Below are 17231 nucleotides of genomic sequence, written 5' to 3'. Positions count from 1 at the left end.
GACACCGACGAGCGGCTGGACTTCGTCGAACGCGAGTTCGTCCGGCGATTGGGCGAACGGCTGTACGGACTGGGAGGGGGCCGTCATGGCTGACTGGACCACCGAAGACGTGGCGGCACGATTCGCCGAAGCCGCCGAGACTGGCCGGCGACTGCCCCGCGTGCAGGTGCAGGGCTACTTCAACGTCTGGCCTGCCTTCGCCCGCGAGGCGTGGGAAACCTATCCCGAGGACGAGCCCGACTACCGTCCCTTGCCGCCCAGCTTGCAGGCCATCGAGCGGATGCTGGAGACGATGCGCTGGGTGCAATGGCTGGAGGTCGAGCAGCGCCACGTCGTCTGGATGCGCGCCAGGCGCTACGGCTGGCGGGACATCGCGCTTCGCGCGGCCTGCTGCCCCGGACGGCGCAACGCCACTGGCAACGTGCAATCCAGAGCGTTGCCGACCGGCTCAACGAAGCGAGGGCCATGGCATCATGAAAAAATTTTGATAGGGTTATCGGACACTTTCGGGTTATTGCGGAAGCCTGCGAGGCATTGCCAAATTCAGAGCTCAGAGAGGGTGTCGCATCTCGGACCGTTTTTCGCTACAGTCACGGCTATGGTTGGGAAAGGTGCGGGAGCAGCGAACGACCAGAAAATCATCACCCGCCGCCTGATGACCTGCCACCGTCAGAAGGCGCCGGGAATCGTGGTCCAGCGAGTCATCCTTGCCATTTTTTGCCAAACGCCCTAGTATGGCGCCATGAGCACGATGAATATTTCCTTGCCTGACGCCCTCAAGACCTTCGTTGACGAGCAGGTTTCGCAGCGCGGTTACGGGACCAGCAGCGAGTACGTACGCGAGTTGATCCGCAAGGATCAGGATTGCCAACAACTGCGTGCCCTGCTCCTGGCGGGGGCCTCTTCCCTTCCTGCAGGCCCCGCCGATGCCGGTTATTTCACGGGACTGCGTGACCGCATCAGGGCGCGCGCCCGCGGGTGAAGGTCAGGCTGGTCATTCCACGCGAGTTGGCCAACAGGGATGTCGATGAGGTCATCGAGCATTACCTGAGTCAGGACGCAGAGCAGGCAGCGCTGGGTTTTGTCGAAGACCTGGAGCGAGCCTATGCCCACATCGGCCGCCATCCTGCGACAGGTTCACCACGCTACGCCCACGAACTGAATCTGCCCGGTTTGCGCTCCTGGCCATTGACACGCTACCCCTACCTTGTGTTTTACGTCGAGCGCAGCGACCACATCGATGTCTGGCGCGTGCTCCATGGCGAGCGCGACATTCCGGCCTGGTTGCCGGGTGCTCCGGACATGGGCGATGCGCCTTGAGCCCGGCGGCTACCGACGGATTGTGATAACGCTTTCCGGTTTTCCGGGTCACGTAGGGTAACGCCTGACCAACACCCCCGAACCCGCCCCCGTGGCAGGTTTTTGCTTTCAGCGCCACCCACGGCCCGCGACCTGACCCGTCCGGGCCGTTTCCATTTCTCAGAGGTCAAACTTGGCCCCATCCGAACTCCAGCTGGAGCAGTGGCCTGTCGATCGACTGATCGACTACGCCCGCAATCCGCGCAAGAACGATCACGCTGTCGAGCAGATGGCCGTCATCATCACCGAATTCCGTTTCCGGATTCCGGTGGTCGCCAGGAGCTGCGGGGAGATTGTCGATGGTCATCTCCGGCTCAAGGCGGCGCGCAGACTGGGCTTGAGCACGGTTCCCGTGGTGCTGGCCGATGAACTGACCGATGCCCAGATCAAGGCATTCCGCCTGCTCGCCAACCGTTCGGCGACCTGGGCGGGTTGGGATGACACCTTGCTGGCGCTGGAACTCGAAGACCTGAAGCTGGCCGAGTTCGACCTCGTTTTGACGGGATTCGACGCCTCCGAGATCGACGCCCTGCTGGTCGATGATCATCCTGCTGAGAATGAGTCGCAGGGCGGCCAGGACGAAGCCGATGACGTGCCCGAGGTGCCGGCCAATCCCGTCTCTCGCTCCGGCGATGTGTGGGCTCTCGGCACGCACCGCCTGATCTGCGGTGACGCCGCCGACGCTGCCGTGGTCGGCACGCTGATGGCTGGCGAACAGGCGAACCTGCTCGTCACCAGCCCGCCGTACGCCAACCAGCGCGCCTGTACGACCGGCGGCATTGGTGATTGGGATCGTCTGATGCAGGGCGTCTTCGCCGCTGCCATGACCGTGATGGCAGCCGCCGCGCAGATCCTCGTGAATCTCCCGACTGCACAATCCAATCCTGAGGGGTTGGCTCGCGTATTACGGAAGATTCTATCGGTCGGCGATGTACCCCGTCTTCAGACACTTCAACAAGACGTTGGTGGCTTGGGCGATGAGGAAGTACAGACGGCCTGCCATGGCCGCATCGCATCAGTCCCCGACCGTACGAGCAGGGCAAATCCTGCGCTTGTCACGGGAGACCTCGGCAAGGCGCTGGGGGGGTCCGGCGGCAAGCCATCTTCAGGCATGTTCCGCGGTCGTGAGGGGAAATTTTCGGTCGATCTGAAGCGCGAATTCTGTCTGGATTCCATACAGAATCAGGTACGCCATGCCAGTATCAGCCAAGCCATTGAATTCATGGCACGCCCGAGACGATTCGAACGTCCGACCCCTGCCTTCGGAGGGCAGTACTCTATCCAACTGAGCTACGGGCGCGTGCAGGATCGAGAGCTTAACCGCTTTGCTCGGGGTAGTCCACCCCGCAACCGCTGTGGTGGCCGTTGGTGCTGCCGCAAGCCTGTCCAGAAACGGTTAGAATCGCCGCAGGGAGATGCATGCAGCAAAGCCCGTCAGGCGGATGTCCGGCGTCATGCCCCTTCCAAGCGGCCAGTCCGACCCAGATCATCCGAGCAAATAAACCATGAAAATTCTCGAATACAACGGACTCGACACGTCTCGAGTCAAGGCCGGCTATCGCAAGGTGGTGGAGGCCATCGCACGCAACGACTTTGGCGCCGCACAGGTCAAGAAGCTGGCCAATCTCAGCCATGGCCGGTTTTACCGGGCCAAACTCGATGATGCCGCCCGGCTGTTGTTCACCCTGATTCGTCACGGCAATGAAACCTGCGCGCTGATGCTGGAAGTGATCAGTAACCACGATTACGACAAGTCGCGCTTTCTGCGCGGCGCGGCAATCGACGACGAAAAGATTCCGGAGATTGGCGTCGATGAAGCGATCAGGGAAGCACAGCCGGTACGCTACCTGCATCCGGAACGTACGACGATTCATCTGCTGGACAAGCCGATCTCCTTCGATGACACCCAGGAGGCCATCTATCGCCGGCCAGCGCCGTTGATCGTCGTTGGCTGCGCCGGTAGCGGCAAGACCGCGCTGACCTTGGAAAAGCTCAAGCACGCAGAAGGCGAGGTACTCTACGTCACCCACTCCGCCTACCTGGCGCAGAGCGCCCGCGATCTCTATTACGCGAACGGCTTCGAGCACACCGCTCAGGAGGCGGTATTCCTCTCGTACCGAGAGTTTGTCGAATCGATCCGCGTGCCGCCGGGCCGGGAAGCCGGCTGGCGCGACTTTGCCGGTTGGTTCGGGCGGCTGCGGCAAGCCTTCAAGGAATTCGACGGCCATCAGGTCTTCGAAGAAATTCGCGGCGTGCTGGCGGCCGGCGCCGGCGGCGTTCTCGCACGCGACGAGTACCTGGCGCTCGGCATACGCCAGTCGATCTTCCCCGTCGAGCTGCGCGGCAAACTCTACGATCTGTTCGAGAAGTATCGCGACTGGCTCGCCGAGGCGAAACTCTACGACCTGAATCTCGTCGCCCAGGACTGGCAACGGCTGGCCGCACCACGCTACGACTTCGTGGTCATCGACGAGGTGCAGGACATCACCACCGTGCAATTGGCGCTGGTCCTCAAGACCTTGAGAAAACCCGGCCATTTTCTGCTCTGCGGCGATTCCAACCAGATCGTCCATCCCAATTTTTTTTCCTGGAGTCAGGTCAAGAGCCTGTTCTGGAAAGACCCCAAGCTGGCCGAGCGGCAGGAACTGCACGTACTCACGGCCAATTTTCGCAACGGTCTGGAGGCCACGCGGGTCGCCAACCAGTTGCTGAAAATCAAGCAAAGGCGCTTTGGCTCGATCGATCGCGAGAGCAACTTCCTGGTTCAGGCAGTGGGCGGCGACACCGGACAGGTCGCACTGATGCCCGACAAGGAACTCGGCAAGCGCGAACTCGACCAGAAAATTCGCCAGTCCACCCAGTTTGCCGTGCTGGTGATGCGCGACGAAGACAAGGTGGAAGCGAGAAGGCACTTCGCGACACCGCTGCTGTTCTCGATTCATGAGGCCAAAGGCCTCGAATACGAAAACATCATTCTTTACCGTTTCATTTCCGATCATCGCGCCGAGTTCAGCGACATCGTCGAGGGCGTTGCCCGGGCCGACCTGACCGTCGAGACCCTGGACTACCGGCGAGCAAAGGACAAGAGCGACAAGTCGCTGGAAGTTTACAAATTCTTTGTCAATGCCCTTTATGTGGCGCTGACACGCGCCATCCGGAACATCTACATCATCGAGTCGGACACCGCACATCCACTCTTCGCACTGCTCGACCTGAGCCCCGGTCAGGTCAAGGTCGAGGCCAGACAATCGACCCTCGAAGACTGGCAGAAGGAAGCGCGCAAGCTGGAACTGCAAGGCAAGCAGGAACAGGCCGAAGCGATCCGTCGCACGATTCTGAAGCAGGTGCCGGTACCCTGGCCAGTGTTCGACGAAACCAAGGTCATCGAACTGTTGGTCAAGGTATTTCGCGAACAGGCGCCTGGCGCGAAGATAAAGCAGCAGCTTTACGAATACGCGACTTGTCACGATGAACCGCAACTGGCCGAATGGCTGGTCAGCGAGGTCAGATTCGAGCCGGCCAAAAATTTTGCGCAGCAACGCGCGAACTTCGGCCGCAAGACCTACATCCCTTACTTCGCCCACCATTTCAAGGATATTCTCAGGCAATGCGAGCAGTACGGCATCGACCATCGCCTGCCGATGAACCAGACGCCATTGATGGCTGCGGCCGTTGCCGGCAATGTGCCCTTGGTGGAAGCCCTGCTCGAACGCGGCGCCAACCGCGAGACGGTCGATCATTATGGCTACAACGCCCTGCACTGGGCCTTGCGCGAGGCTTTCCGCGATGCCAGGTTTGCCGGCGGTCCGCTGGCCGCCCTCTATGAACTGCTGGCGCCGGCGAGCATCGACGTCAATACCGGTGATCGACTGGTGCGCATCGACCGGCATCTGTCCGAATACTTCATTTTTCAGACGTTGTGGGTGCTGTTCAAGTCACGCTTCACCCACTGGCAGCGTCGCGCCAACGGCGCCTTCGATACGCAGGCGATTCTCGGCGCCTGGCAGCACCTGCCGGCCAATATCGTCCGTCCCGAACGCAACAAACGCCAGCATCTTTCCGGCGTGCTTGCCCGCAACGAAATCCATCGTGATTACGCCTACAACCGGGCCTTGTTCATGCGCGTCGCGCAGGGCTGGTATCAGTTCAATCCCAGACTCTCGTTACGGCAGAGGCAGGGGGACGAAGAACGGTGGACGCCGATCTATACGGTGCTCAATCTGCCGCTGATCAACGAATTTTCCCGGCCGGATAGCCGCCGGGAGTCTGTTGGATGGGAGCGGCTCCCGGAGGCCATCGACCACTATCTCACTCTGGGCGGCCTGCAAAAACGCCACGCGCCCATCGCCACCGAGCGCGCTGTGGCCTTGGAGGCGGTTCGCCAGGTTGAATTAAAGGCGTTCCGGGAACACCGGCAGGCAGCTCGGGCCGGCGCTGCGCCACTGAATTCGAGTGGCGAAACGAAAGATCGCCGGCGCCCTGAAGTCGAACGTCTGCTGCGGGAGTGGGAGGAACGCAAGAAGCGTTGATTTCGCCGGTGAATTTCTCCGGCGAACGGGCGCTTCACTGGCCACTCCGCCCGGTTTTCCGAGGGGCCGACTGACTCAAGGTTCTGTCGAAGGTCATCATCTTTTTCAGGCGGTAAATCTGTGCGGGCCGCTGGTTGCCGATCTGAAAGCTGCCGGCGACCTGATCGAGCAGATCGAGTTCCTTGATCTTTCTCCGGAAAGAACTCTTATCCAGCGGTGATCCCAAAACCTGTTCGTAGATCTTCTGGAGTTCCGCAAGCGTGAAGGTTTCCGGCAGCAGGTAGGCAGGCAGAACGGAATAGGCCGACTTGCTCCGCAACCTGTCGACCGCTGCCTGGATGATCGCCGCGTGATCGAAAGCGAGAGTTTTCAACTCGTTCACCGGCTGCCAGGTGGCCTCGGTCGTTGGCGAGACCAGGGCAAAATAGGCGATGCTCGCGGACCAGCCGCGCGGGTCTCTCTGATCTCCGGCAAACGTTGCGAGCTGTTCCAGGTAGGGCGGCCTGATGCCCATCTTCTCGCGCAGGATGCGGTAGGCCGCATCCTCCGCATTCCCATCCTCCTGCGCATGGACGTATCCCCCAGGCAAGGCCAGCTCGCCGGCAAAGGGGGCGTTTGGGCGCCGGATCAGCGCCACACACAGCACATCGAGACAAAGGGTCATCAGAACCACATCGACGGTGACGATGATCGGTGGGTACATGGCAATGGTTTTTCCGGCGATTCAGGATGGAAAAAATTTTACCCAAGTTAGTTGCATTTAGCAAATATGCTTGCTACACTGTGCTTAGTGGCAAAACGCCACGAACATCGGGAGAACGTTATGAAGAAGACTCACTTGCTCATCATTGACCCGCAGAATGACTTCTGCGACATCGCGGGTGCTGCGCTGCCGGTCGCCGGCGCCCATGCCGACATGCAACGCCTGGCGGCATTTGTCGATGCCCACGCCGCTCGTCTGTACGACATCCACGTCACATTGGATTCGCACAACCCGGTGGATATTGCCCACGCTTCCTGGTGGGTGGATTCGCTGGGCAATCCGCCTTTGCCGTTTACCGTCATCAGCCAGGCCGACATGGTTGCCGGGAAATGGCGCGCGCGTCATCCTGACGCACAGGCACGCAGCGCAGCTTACGTCAGGCAATTGAGCCAGGCCGGGCGTTATGCGCTGGTGATCTGGCCCGAACACTGTCTGATCGGTAGCTGGGGACACAACATCCAGGTCGATCTGATGGGCGCACTCAACCGCTGGGCGCGTGACCGGATGGAAATCGTAGACTATGTCACCAAGGGATCGAATCCCTTCACGGAACATTACAGCGCCGTTCAGGCAGAAGTGCCCGACGCCGCCGATCCGTCTACCCTGGTCAATACCCGGTTCATCGACACGCTGGCTCGCGCCGATCAGATTCTGATCGCCGGGGAAGCGTTGTCGCACTGCGTGGCCAGCACGGTGCGCGACATTGCCGCAAATTTTGGCGACGATAACGTCAGAAAGCTGGTGCTGCTCGAAGACTGCTCGAGCCCAGTGACAGGCTTCGAGTCTCTCGGCGCCGATTTCATCACCGAGATGACGGCCCGCGGCATGCGCGTGATGAAATCAACCGATTATTGATGACGACAGTCCAGACAAGGAGCTGATGATGAAACTGATCGACATGCAATCCGGAAAAGCCGCCGGATTCACGTTTTCCGCGACACGCCCGGATAAGCTCGGGGCGACCGAGTACACCCTGGTCAGTGTGGTCACCGACAGAACCGGTAGCGTCAGTCATTTCGCGAAAGAATTGTTGGCGATGAAACGCGCCGTCGTCGAGGCCTGCCAGAAAAGCCCGCGCGCCGCCTACCTGCTGCTGCGGCAGATCGAGTTCAATACCCGCGTCACGGAGATCCACGGCTTTGCCGAACTCGCCGCGATTGATCCTGCCGCCTATGTGGTTCCCACCACCGGCGGCATGACTGCCCTCTACGATGCGACCATGGCCGCTGTCTCGGCGACCAATGCCTATGCGAAAAAACTTGCGGACGCCGATTTCGGTGTCAATGCCATCGTCTTCGTGATTACCGACGGGGACGACAACGCATCGACCTCGTATGGCCCGAAAGACATCGCCAGAGAAATTCTTGCCGGGGTGAGCGCAGAGTGGCTCGAGTCGATCCGGGTGGTCCTGATCGGCATCAACGCGGCCCAGTATCGCCTGCAACTGCAAAGCTTTACCGCCCAGGCCGGGGTCGACCAGTACGTGGACGTCGCCGATGCCACCCCCGGCGCGCTGGCCAAACTGGCGAGATTCGTCAGTCATTCGATCTCTTCACAATCGCAGAGTCTGGGTACCGGTGGTCCGAGCCTGGCCCTGGTGTTCTGAGGCGCGCGTGATGGGAGTCGACAGCTACTTTGCCATCGGGTCTGCGCATGCCCTGGCAGCCGAACCCTGCCAGGACTATGCCACGCACGAGAACAGCGCCAGCGGATGTTATGGCGTGGTCGCCGACGGCTGCAGCAACTCGGCGGGACGCCCCGACATCGGGGCGCGTCTGGTGGCCATGGCGATGCTGCGTGCCATGCAGCAAGGCGCAGTCGAGGAGATCGAGCGCCGGTTGCTTGCCAGCCTGCGCGCCACCTTGTCGCAAGGGTATGCCAGTCATGCCGATCTCCTGACGACCGTCGGTGGTTTCGTCGAGCGGAACGGCGAGGTCGATGTCTGGCTCTGGGGGGATGGCGTGCTCTACGCCGAGTACCCGGATGGCAGCAAGGTTCTGAAAGTGGTGCAGTGGGACGGTAACATCCCGCTGTATCCGGTCTACCTCCTGGAAGGCGACCCCGGTCTGACGGGAATGATCGAGAGTCATGAAGGAGAAACGCAGGCCTTGTCGGGTGGCCTGTATTGGAAAGCCGGGAAACCCCGGAAATTCCTGATCGCCACCGACGGGATGCTGCAACTCGATCATACCCAGGTGGTCGATGCGGTGTCGCAACTGACGGCGTACAAGACCCTCGCTGGTAGTTTTCTCAAACGCCGTGCGCTGCGTGCCCTGAAAGGCATGCCGCCGGCTGACGACATTGCCGTGGCGGCTTACCATGAAACTGATCGCTGAAAACAGGGGAACGGTCATCCTCGACGCCTGCCATCTCGTGGCATCCGGTGGCGAGGGGGCGGTGTATGCGAAAGGCGGCGAGGCGTACAAGCTCTATCATCAACCGCGTGATCTTTCGGACAAGATCCGTCTGCTGCACGCATTCGCCCATCCTGGCGTGGTCCACCCGCGTGGCGTGCTGCGCGACGAGCAGGGAGGCTTCGTCGGCTACTGGATGGAACGTCGCCATGGCACCTCGCTGCCGAACCTGTTCGCCGAAGCATGGCGCAAGGCCAACCACTTCGGCACTGCGGAGACCACGAAAACCGTCCTTGCCATGCGCGAGATCGTCAGTTTTGCGCATTCGCGCCAGGCCCTGCTGGTTGATGCCAACGAATTCAACTGGTTGGTCGATGGCACGACACCCTGGGTCATCGATGTCGATTCATGGCAGGTCGGCCCTTACCAGGCGAGCGCCCTGATGCCGTCGATCCGGGACTGGTCGGCGACCGAATTTTCGGAATATACGGACTGGTTTGCCTGGGGCATCGTCACCTTCCAGATCTTCATCGGGATTCATCCGTACAAAGGCATCCATCCGGCATTTGGTCGGGGCAGGCTGGTCGAGAGAATGATGGCGAACGCGTCGATTTTCGATGCCGGTGTCCGCTTGAATTCGGCCGTCAGAAGCCTGGACGAAGTTCCGACCAGGCTGCGCGAATGGTATCGGGCGACCTTTCAGGAGGGGGTTCGTACGCTGCCGCCAGCGACACTCGATGACACCGGCCTGGCGTCGCCAGGATATCGCCGTACTTACCATGGCGATGCAGTCGTGTCGGTGACCCGACTCTCTTCACCCCTGCCGTCGGCGGCCGGATTTCCCGCAACGTACGTCGCCCACGACCGTATGTTGCGCATCGGCGGCAGGCTGTTTGCCGTGGTCAATGATTCCGACCGCGGTTTGATCGAACTCGACGAAGCAGGGATCGTACGTACCACCTGGCCGGTGATGGCCAATGCGACGGTGTTTTTCCGTACGGCCGGTTTGTCGAATTACCTCGGTCAGCCTTATCTGTTGACCGTCGCCGACCGGGTCAACATCTTTCCGGCGGCGTTCCTGCGTGCTCAGAAAGTCCTCGACGTTTTTTCCGACAACGGCATCTTCGCCATCGTTCTGGCGCAGGATCCGCGAACCGCGCTGGTCTCGCGTTATCTGTGTCGTCTCGAGGCTGGTCAATGGTGCGCCATCGAGCAGGAGCACACGGAAGAGACCTTCATCAATGCCGCTTCCAATGGTTATGGCATGGTCGGCTACATTCCCGGCAATGGCGAACTGCGGGTCTATTCGAGCAAGACCTTTGCACAACGCCAAGTACAGTCCGCTGCAGTCAAGGCGGAAATGATCCTGGAGGGATTGGACGGGCAAATCGGTTTTCGTTCCGGGGGGCTGATGTATCGACTTCAGGTGTCTGCGCACGGTGCATAGTGGCCATGGGCAAGCGGCTTTCTGACGTGAGTCGCTGACGCGGCTTTCACATTAACCAGTCCAGATCGTGATTTTCGACACTGGGCGGATGGTCGAGGTGTGTGAAGATCAATTCCGTAGTCGGTCTATGGGCGGACATGGGAGTTATCGATGAAATTGCGGGGCATTTGCGTGGTATTTCTGGGGTTGCAAATCTGCCAACCGGCCGTTGCCGGTTCATTGTTCAGATGCGAGGTCAATGGCCGAGTCGAGTTTACGGATCGACGTTGTCAGCCGGCAAAACCGAAACCGGCCTGTTCGGAAAGGGACGGCAAGGATGCGCAGCATGGGCAATGCGCCACGCCGGCGTCGGATACGGGCAAACCGCCAGTCTTTTCCCCCGTCGCTCAGGCCCGTACCGGTAATGGTGTGGACTGGCCCGGCCGTCTGGCGCTCAATGAGATTGCAAGCAGCACGGAGAGCAGGCCGCGTGCAGTGGATGCCCGGTCTGGCAGCATCAGTTCCCAGAATGTCGACAGCAGGTCGGCCAGCGAGGGGAAAAAGTAGATTCACCGGCAGGGAAAGCCGTCGTTCAAACCGATCCGAGCCGCATCCGGAATCCGCACATTCAACGCACGCGTTGCCGGAGATCGGTGTTGATCATCGACGATTCATGCTCATATTCGTGAAATCCCGGTGGCAGCACAGGAGTGAAACCAGAGGACTGCTCTGGTCTGAATGAGGTAATGGGGCATAAAACACCCTTTGCCCCTCTTGAATTCGCACCTTTCTTGGACAGCGAGCCCGACATTCTGCATAATGTCCTGGATGACTTCAGGCAATCAGCCTGTGGCGGGAAGCGCGTGGTCAGCGCTGCCGTGTCTTTTTCGACGGATGTCGAGAGGATCGATCCTTGGCTGGAGAGAGTTCGCTTCCACGCTGGTGGCAATGTATCGCCGCCCTGCTTGCGATTGGTGGCATGTTGGCTGGCTGTGCACCGCCGGAGCCACTGCGCCTGGGTTTCCTCGGCGGTCTCTCGGGTCGGGTGGCCGACCTGGGAATTGCCGGTCGCAATGGCGCGATGTTGGCCGTCGAAATACGCAACAGCAGCGGTGGTGTGAACGGCCGGATGGTCGAACTGATCGTCGAGGACGACAAGCAGAACCCGGATCTCGCCAGAAAGGCTGTCGGCCGCCTGTTGGAGCGCAAGGTCGAGGCGATCATCGGGCCGATGACCAGCGCCATGGCGGTAACTACGGTGCCGCTGGTCAACGAGGCCAAACTGGTGATGCTCAGCCCGACGGTAACGACCACGACACTGACCGGGATCGACGATCATTTCCTGCGGGTCGTCGCTCCGACCACCGAATACGCGCGCGTCAGTGCTGCTTATCACTTCGATCGATTGGGGCTGCGCCGTGTCGCGGTCGCCTATGATCTGCATAATCGGGCCTATACCGAGAGTTGGCTGACCGACTATCGCCGCGCCTTCGAATCGGCCGGTGGCACGCTCAGCATCACCGTTCCCTTCAGTTCCAGCGGAGAAACCTCGTTTGCTGACCTGGCGGAGCGTCTTCTCAGGGCGCAACCGGAGCTGGTGCTGATCCTGGCCAATTCGGTCGATGCCGCGCTACTCGTGCAGCAGATCCGCAAGCGCGATACCGTCGTACGCATCGGCACCTCGGAGTGGGCTGCCACCGAGCGTCTGATCGAACTGGGTGGCAAGGCGGTCGAAGGCGTCGCGATCGCGCAGTTTATCGATCGTGACAGCACACAGCCCGCTTATCTGGCCTTCCGCAAGCGCTACCTTGAGCGCTTCGGCCAGGAGCCGGGATTTGGCGGCCTGACCGCCTTCGACGCGGCGAACGTGGTGCTCGATGCGCTCGTCGCCAGACAGCCCGGTCAGACCCTGAAGCAGGTCATTCTTGCGCGCGGCGTGTTCTCCGGCGCCCAGTCGGAGATACGTTTCGACGCCACCGGCGACGCGGCACGCGCGACCTATCTGACCACCATCCGTGACGGCACCTTCGTGCGCCTGCATTGACTAGCCTCCAGGAACGACGAGGCCACGGCTGAAAATGTCACGTTCGCTACGATTCTGGTTGTCGCTCGGGCTGTCGTCGCTGGTCGGGCTGGCCATTCTGATGGTCATCGCAGTGCTGCTCGGCGTTCTCCTGCCGCGTCTCAACGCGGGTGTCGAGGCTCAGAACCGCGCGCTCGGAACAACGACGGCGATGCAGATCGACGCTTTTCTGGCGGAATTTGCTTCTCATCTTGGCTTCCTAGCCGACGATGTCGGCAGCCAGCCGGGGATCGACAGCGCCCGACTACGCATCATGCTCGATACCCTGGCCCAGGCGGCTGGTGCCATCGAATCGATTTATGTCGTCGATGGTGCCGATCGGGTTCTCGACGTCGGCTTGCCGAAGGCCCGCCGCGCCTTGCGCGACAACCAGCTCGGCATTGATTTCTCTGGTCGTCACTTTGTACACACGGCGCGTGCGCAGCAGCGCCCAGTGTGGTCCGATACCTATTTGTCGACTGGCGGATACATTGTCGTGGCGCTGGCCCTGCCCTTGACGATTACCGCGGAATCGGCCACTGCGGCACCCAGGCACAGCGTCCTGGTGGGCGAACTCAATCTGCAGGAAGTCTCGCGCTTTGCCGAATTGCTCGCCCGCGCCGCCGATGTGCTGCCGATCATCGTCGACCGGCGCGGCAATGTCGTCGGACATCCCGACGCCGAACGCGCCCTGCGTCAGGAAAACCTCAGCCACCTGCCGCTAATGTTGAGTGAGGGTGGTGCGGTCTCGCCGCAAGCCGCGCGCTTTCGTCTGGACGGCATCGACTACATCGGCAGCAGTACGCCGATCCGCGAGGCGGGCTGGACGGCGCTGATCGCGCAGCCGACCGAACAGGCCTTCGCCACGTTCCGTTCGACGCTGCGGTCGCTGGCCTTCGGCAGTCTGCTGGCGCTGCTGCTGGCAGTCATCGCGGCAGTGCTGGCAAGCCGGCGGATGACGCAGCGGCTTGGCCAGTTCGCCAAGCACCTGGAAGCGGTGGCCGATGGCAATTACCGCGCGCAGATCCCACCCTCGGGCACCGACGAGATCGAAAAGCTGGCGCAAAGCATGCGCCGCATGGCCCAGGCCGTGCTCGAACGGGAAGCACTGCTGCGCGAGAGCGAGGCCAAGTACCGCGGTGTCGTCGAGACCACTCGCGACCTGATCATCCGCGTCGATCGCGAGGGGCGACTGCGTTTCGCCAATTACATGGCCGAAACCTATTTCGGCCTGCCGGCCGCTGCCTGTATCGGACTGCCGGCCTTTGATTTCGTCCACCCTGATGATCGCGAACGCACCCGACAGGCTTTTACCACCTGGCTGCAAGGCGATGACCCGGCCTTGCAGTTCGAGGTCCGGCAGCTTGCGCGCCATGGTGCGGTGTACCGGCTGCAGTGGAACATGGTCGTCGACCATGCGGATACCCATGGCGACGCCGCCATCGTCGGCTTTTCCGGCATTGCCCGCGATGTCACCGCCGAACGCGCGGCCGCCGAGCAGCTCGCCGCGTCGGAAGAGCGTTACCGAGGCCTGTTCCACCTGGCGCCTCTACCCTACCAGTCGCTGGACATGAATACAGCGATTCTTGATGTCAATGAGGCCTGGCTCGCCCTGCTTGGCGGTTATGCGCGTGACGAGGTGCTTGGGCGTCCGATCACCGATTTCATCGAGGAACATTCGCTGTCGGTGCTCGCCGAGAACTTCCCGAATTTCGTCGCCGCCGGCCACATCGAAGGTCCGCTGTTCGACTTGCGGCGCAAGGATGGCGAAACGCGTACCGTGCTCATCAACGGCCGCATTCACCACGATCCGCAGGGCGAGGCGCGGACGCACTGCATCCTGACCGACATCACCGAGCGCCAGCGTGCCGAAGAAAGACAGCGACGGGCCGATGAACTGCTGGCCCTGCAGGCAGCACGCGCTACGGCGCTGCACGAAATACTGCGCGCCGCCGAGCGGATGTCCGACAAGGAATTCATGCCGTACTGCCTCGCAGTGGTCGAGCGCTTGACCGGCAGCGCGATCTCTTTCGTCCATTTCGTTGCTGACGATCAGGAGACGATCGAATTTGCGGCGTGGTCGCGGCGCACACTCGACGAATCCTGTTCGGCAGCCTTCGACAAACATTACCCGATCAGCCAGGCCGGTATCTGGGCCGATGTCGTCCGCCGCCGCGAGCCGGTGGTCTGCAACGACTATGGGTTGGCAGAGTGCCGTCGTGGCCTGCCGCAGGGGCACTCGCCATTGCTTCGTATGGTCAGCGTGCCGGTCATCGCCAACGGCAAGGTGCGGCTGATCACCGGCATCGGCAACAAGGCCGAACCCTACACGCCGCTGGAGGTCGAGACCCTGCAACTGATCAGTCAGGAAATCTGGCGTCTCGGCGAGGAGCGTCGCGCCGAGGCAGCGCAACGTCTGGCGGCGACCGTGTTTGCGGCGAGCGCCGAAGGCATCTGCATCACCGATGCCGAGCGGCGCATTCTCTCGGTCAACCCGGCCCTGCTTACCCTGTCGGGTTATACGGAGCATGAACTGATCGGGCAGACCTCGACAATTTTCTCTTCCGGGCGGCACGATGCCGACTTCTATCAAGCGATGTGGGAACACATCCTTGACGTTGGTGCCTGGCGCGGCGAGGTATGGAGCCGGCGCAAGAATGGCGAGATTTTTCCCGCGTGGCTGACGGTCACCGCCGTTCGCAATACGGGCGGCGAAGTGACGCATTACACCGGGACTTTCCTGGACATCAGCGAACGCAAGCAGTGGGAGCAGGATATCCACTTCCTTGCCCACCACGATGCGCTGACCAAGCTGCCGAACCGCACCCTGCTCGACGACCGGATTCGTCAGGCCATCGCCAAGTCGAAACGCAACGACGACCATATGGCGGTGCTGTTCCTCGATCTCGATCATTTCAAGCTGATCAACGACACGCTCGGGCACGACGTCGGCGACCGCCTGCTCGAACAACTCGCCCAGCGCCTGACGGAAGTATTGCGCCAGACCGAGACGGTGGCGCGGCTGGGCGGCGACGAGTTCGTCATCGTCATCCCCGAACTGGCGGCCATCCGGCGCGTGGCCGTGGTCGCCCGGAAAGTGCTGGAAGTCGTCGCCGCGCCATACCTGCTCGAAGGCCATGCGCTGCACGTGACGCCGAGCATCGGCATCAGCGTTTATCCGGAGGACGGCGATGACGCGGCAACCCTGCTGCGCAACGCCGACACGGCGATGTATCATGCCAAGGAACGCGGCCGCAACAATTTCCAGTTCTTTACGCAGGCGATGAATCAGAGCGTGCAGGAACGGGTCACGATCGAGAACGATCTGCGTCTGGCAATCGAACGTGGCGAGTTCCTGCTGCATTATCAGCCGCAGGTCGATTGCCGCAGCGGCGAGGTCATCGGCATGGAAGCGCTGCTTCGTTGGCAGCATCCGCAACGGGGACTGATCGCTCCCGACCGTTTCATCGCTATCGCCGAGGAGACCGGGCTGATCGTGCCGATCGGCGAATGGGTGCTCGGCGAGGCCTGTCGCCAGGTCAAGCACTGGCAGCTTGGCGGACATCCCGGTCTGCGCATCAGCGTCAATCTGTCGGCTCGGCAGTTTCAGCAGCGGGACCTGAGCGAGCGGATCTCGGCGATGATTCGCGCTTCCGGGATCGATCCGGCAAGCCTCGAACTCGAATTGACCGAGAGCATGCTGATGATCGATCCCGATCAGGCGACGGCAGTCTTGCACCAACTCGCCGCGGCGGGCGTGAAAATGGCGATCGACGATTTCGGCACCGGTTATTCGAGCCTCGCCTACCTGAAGCGATTTCCGGTGACGCGCCTGAAAATCGACCGATCCTTCGTGCGCGACCTGTCGATCGACACCAATGATGCTGCCATCGTCGATGCCATCGTGGCCATGGCGACCAGCCTGAAGATGGAAGTCATCGCCGAAGGCGTCGAGACCATCGCGCAGCTCGATTACCTGGAAGCGCACGGCTGTCATGCCATCCAGGGCTATTACTACAGCCCTCCGGCAGCGGCGGAATCCTTTGCCCGTTTCCACTACAACCGCAGGACGGGTTAATGTGAAAGTCGCGTCAGTGCTTTCATGATTGGGGGTGCCCGGAAAAGTCATGACCGTCAGTCGGTCGTGCTTCCCACAGATGCTCCGAGCAGTTCGCCGAGAACGTAGGGCAGAATGCCGCCGGATTGGTAGTAACTGACCTCGATCGCCGTATCGATGCGGCACAGCAGCCGGCGTTCGATGCGCTCGCCGTTGGCGCGCTCGATCACCAGGGTGAGCATCTGCATCGGCAACAGGCCCGGGCCGATGCCGAGAATGTCGAAGGTCTCGTCGCCGCGCAGGTCCAGAGAAGTCACCGAATCCTCAGCAACGAACTGCAATGGCAGTACGCCCATGCCGACCAGATTGGCACGGTGAATTCGTTCGTAGCTGCGCGCGATCACCGCCCGTACGCCGAGCAGGCGGGTCCCCTTGGCCGCCCAGTCGCGTGACGACCCGGTTCCATACTCCTCGCCGGCGAAGATCAGCGTCGGCGTGCCACGCTCGAGATGGTGCATCGCGGCTGCGAAGACCGTCGTCTGCTGGCCGTCGAGCAGCGTGTAGCCGCCCTGTGGCTGGCGTCCTTCGGCGTCGGCCGGCAGCATCAGGTTACGGATGCGCACATTGGCGAAGGTGCCGCGCATCATCACCTCATGGTGGCCGCGGCGGGCGCCGTAGGAG

General features: G+C 61.4%; 11 protein-coding genes, 1 tRNA gene and 3 pseudogenes. 12 read left to right on the top strand and 3 right to left on the bottom strand.

Translation table 11 applies throughout. From position 1 onward, the window contains the following. Positions 1-85 precede the first annotated feature (85 nt). The 5 genes and pseudogenes from V5B39_RS18615 (at position 86) to V5B39_RS18595 (ending at position 2510) form a co-directional block, all read left to right on the top strand. Positions 86-477 (top strand): annotated as a pseudogene (locus tag V5B39_RS18615) (DUF6362 family protein). A 265-nt stretch (positions 478-742) separates the two neighbouring features. Continuing rightward, positions 743-982: a type II toxin-antitoxin system ParD family antitoxin gene (locus tag V5B39_RS18610; protein WP_332344359.1), complete on the top strand. Its 240-nt coding sequence runs from the start codon at positions 743-745 to the stop codon at positions 980-982. Beyond that, complete coding sequence (locus V5B39_RS18605) at positions 979-1320, top strand: type II toxin-antitoxin system RelE/ParE family toxin (protein WP_332344358.1); 342 nt, start codon at positions 979-981, stop codon at positions 1318-1320. Before V5B39_RS18610 ends, V5B39_RS18605 begins: the two co-directional genes overlap by 4 nt. Before the next feature lie 172 nt (positions 1321-1492). Then, positions 1493-1711 (top strand): annotated as a pseudogene (locus V5B39_RS18600) (ParB N-terminal domain-containing protein); the annotation flags it as partial. A 508-nt stretch (positions 1712-2219) separates the two neighbouring features. Beyond that, entirely contained in the window at positions 2220-2510 is a 291-nt protein-coding gene (locus V5B39_RS18595; RefSeq protein ID WP_332344360.1) for a group II intron maturase-specific domain-containing protein, read from the top strand. 72 nt (positions 2511-2582) lie between these two features. On the opposite strand, the gene V5B39_RS18590 is transcribed toward V5B39_RS18595, so the two are convergent. Then, positions 2583-2659, bottom strand: a tRNA-Arg gene (locus tag V5B39_RS18590). Positions 2660-2864: 205 nt separating this feature from the next. Here V5B39_RS18590 and V5B39_RS18585 point away from each other — a divergent pair. After that, the gene (locus tag V5B39_RS18585) at positions 2865-5888 is read left to right on the top strand and encodes an ankyrin repeat domain-containing protein (protein ID WP_332344357.1); all 3024 of its coding nucleotides are present in this window, start codon (positions 2865-2867) and stop codon (positions 5886-5888) included. 34 nt (positions 5889-5922) lie between these two features. Here V5B39_RS18585 and V5B39_RS18580 read toward each other — a convergent pair whose 3' ends face one another. Next, complete coding sequence (locus V5B39_RS18580) at positions 5923-6591, bottom strand: NUDIX hydrolase (RefSeq protein ID WP_332344356.1); 669 nt, start codon at positions 6589-6591, stop codon at positions 5923-5925. 120 nt (positions 6592-6711) lie between these two features. Here V5B39_RS18580 and V5B39_RS18575 point away from each other — a divergent pair, with 120 nt between their 5' ends. The 6 genes from V5B39_RS18575 (at position 6712) to V5B39_RS18550 (ending at position 16571) form a co-directional block, all read left to right on the top strand. After that, positions 6712-7506, top strand: coding sequence for a hypothetical protein (locus tag V5B39_RS18575; protein ID WP_332344355.1), 795 nt, complete (start codon positions 6712-6714; stop codon positions 7504-7506). Between the two features lie 28 nt (positions 7507-7534). After that, complete coding sequence (locus tag V5B39_RS18570; RefSeq protein WP_332344354.1) at positions 7535-8257, top strand: hypothetical protein; 723 nt, start codon at positions 7535-7537, stop codon at positions 8255-8257. 10 nt (positions 8258-8267) lie between these two features. Further along, complete coding sequence (locus V5B39_RS18565) at positions 8268-8987, top strand: protein phosphatase 2C domain-containing protein (protein WP_332344353.1); 720 nt, start codon at positions 8268-8270, stop codon at positions 8985-8987. Beyond that, on the top strand, positions 8971-10452 hold the full coding sequence (locus V5B39_RS18560) for a hypothetical protein (protein WP_332344352.1): 1482 nt from the start codon (positions 8971-8973) through the stop codon (positions 10450-10452). Before V5B39_RS18565 ends, V5B39_RS18560 begins: the two co-directional genes overlap by 17 nt. Before the next feature lie 892 nt (positions 10453-11344). After that, positions 11345-12475, top strand: a complete 1131-nt coding sequence (locus V5B39_RS18555) for an ABC transporter substrate-binding protein (RefSeq protein ID WP_332344351.1) — start codon at positions 11345-11347, stop codon at positions 12473-12475. A 34-nt stretch (positions 12476-12509) separates the two neighbouring features. Beyond that, positions 12510-16571, top strand: coding sequence for an EAL domain-containing protein (locus V5B39_RS18550; RefSeq protein WP_332344350.1), 4062 nt, complete (start codon positions 12510-12512; stop codon positions 16569-16571). Between the two features lie 56 nt (positions 16572-16627). Here the strand turns inward: V5B39_RS18550 and acnA are convergent. After that, a pseudogene (gene acnA, locus V5B39_RS18545) lies at positions 16628-17231 on the bottom strand (aconitate hydratase); the annotation flags it as partial.

Source organism: Accumulibacter sp. (assembly GCF_036625275.1).
In the GTDB taxonomy this organism is placed as follows: Bacteria; Pseudomonadota; Gammaproteobacteria; order Burkholderiales; family Rhodocyclaceae; genus Accumulibacter.
The sequence above is the reverse complement of the archived record's forward strand: the minus strand, read 5'-3'. Positions and strand labels throughout refer to the sequence as shown.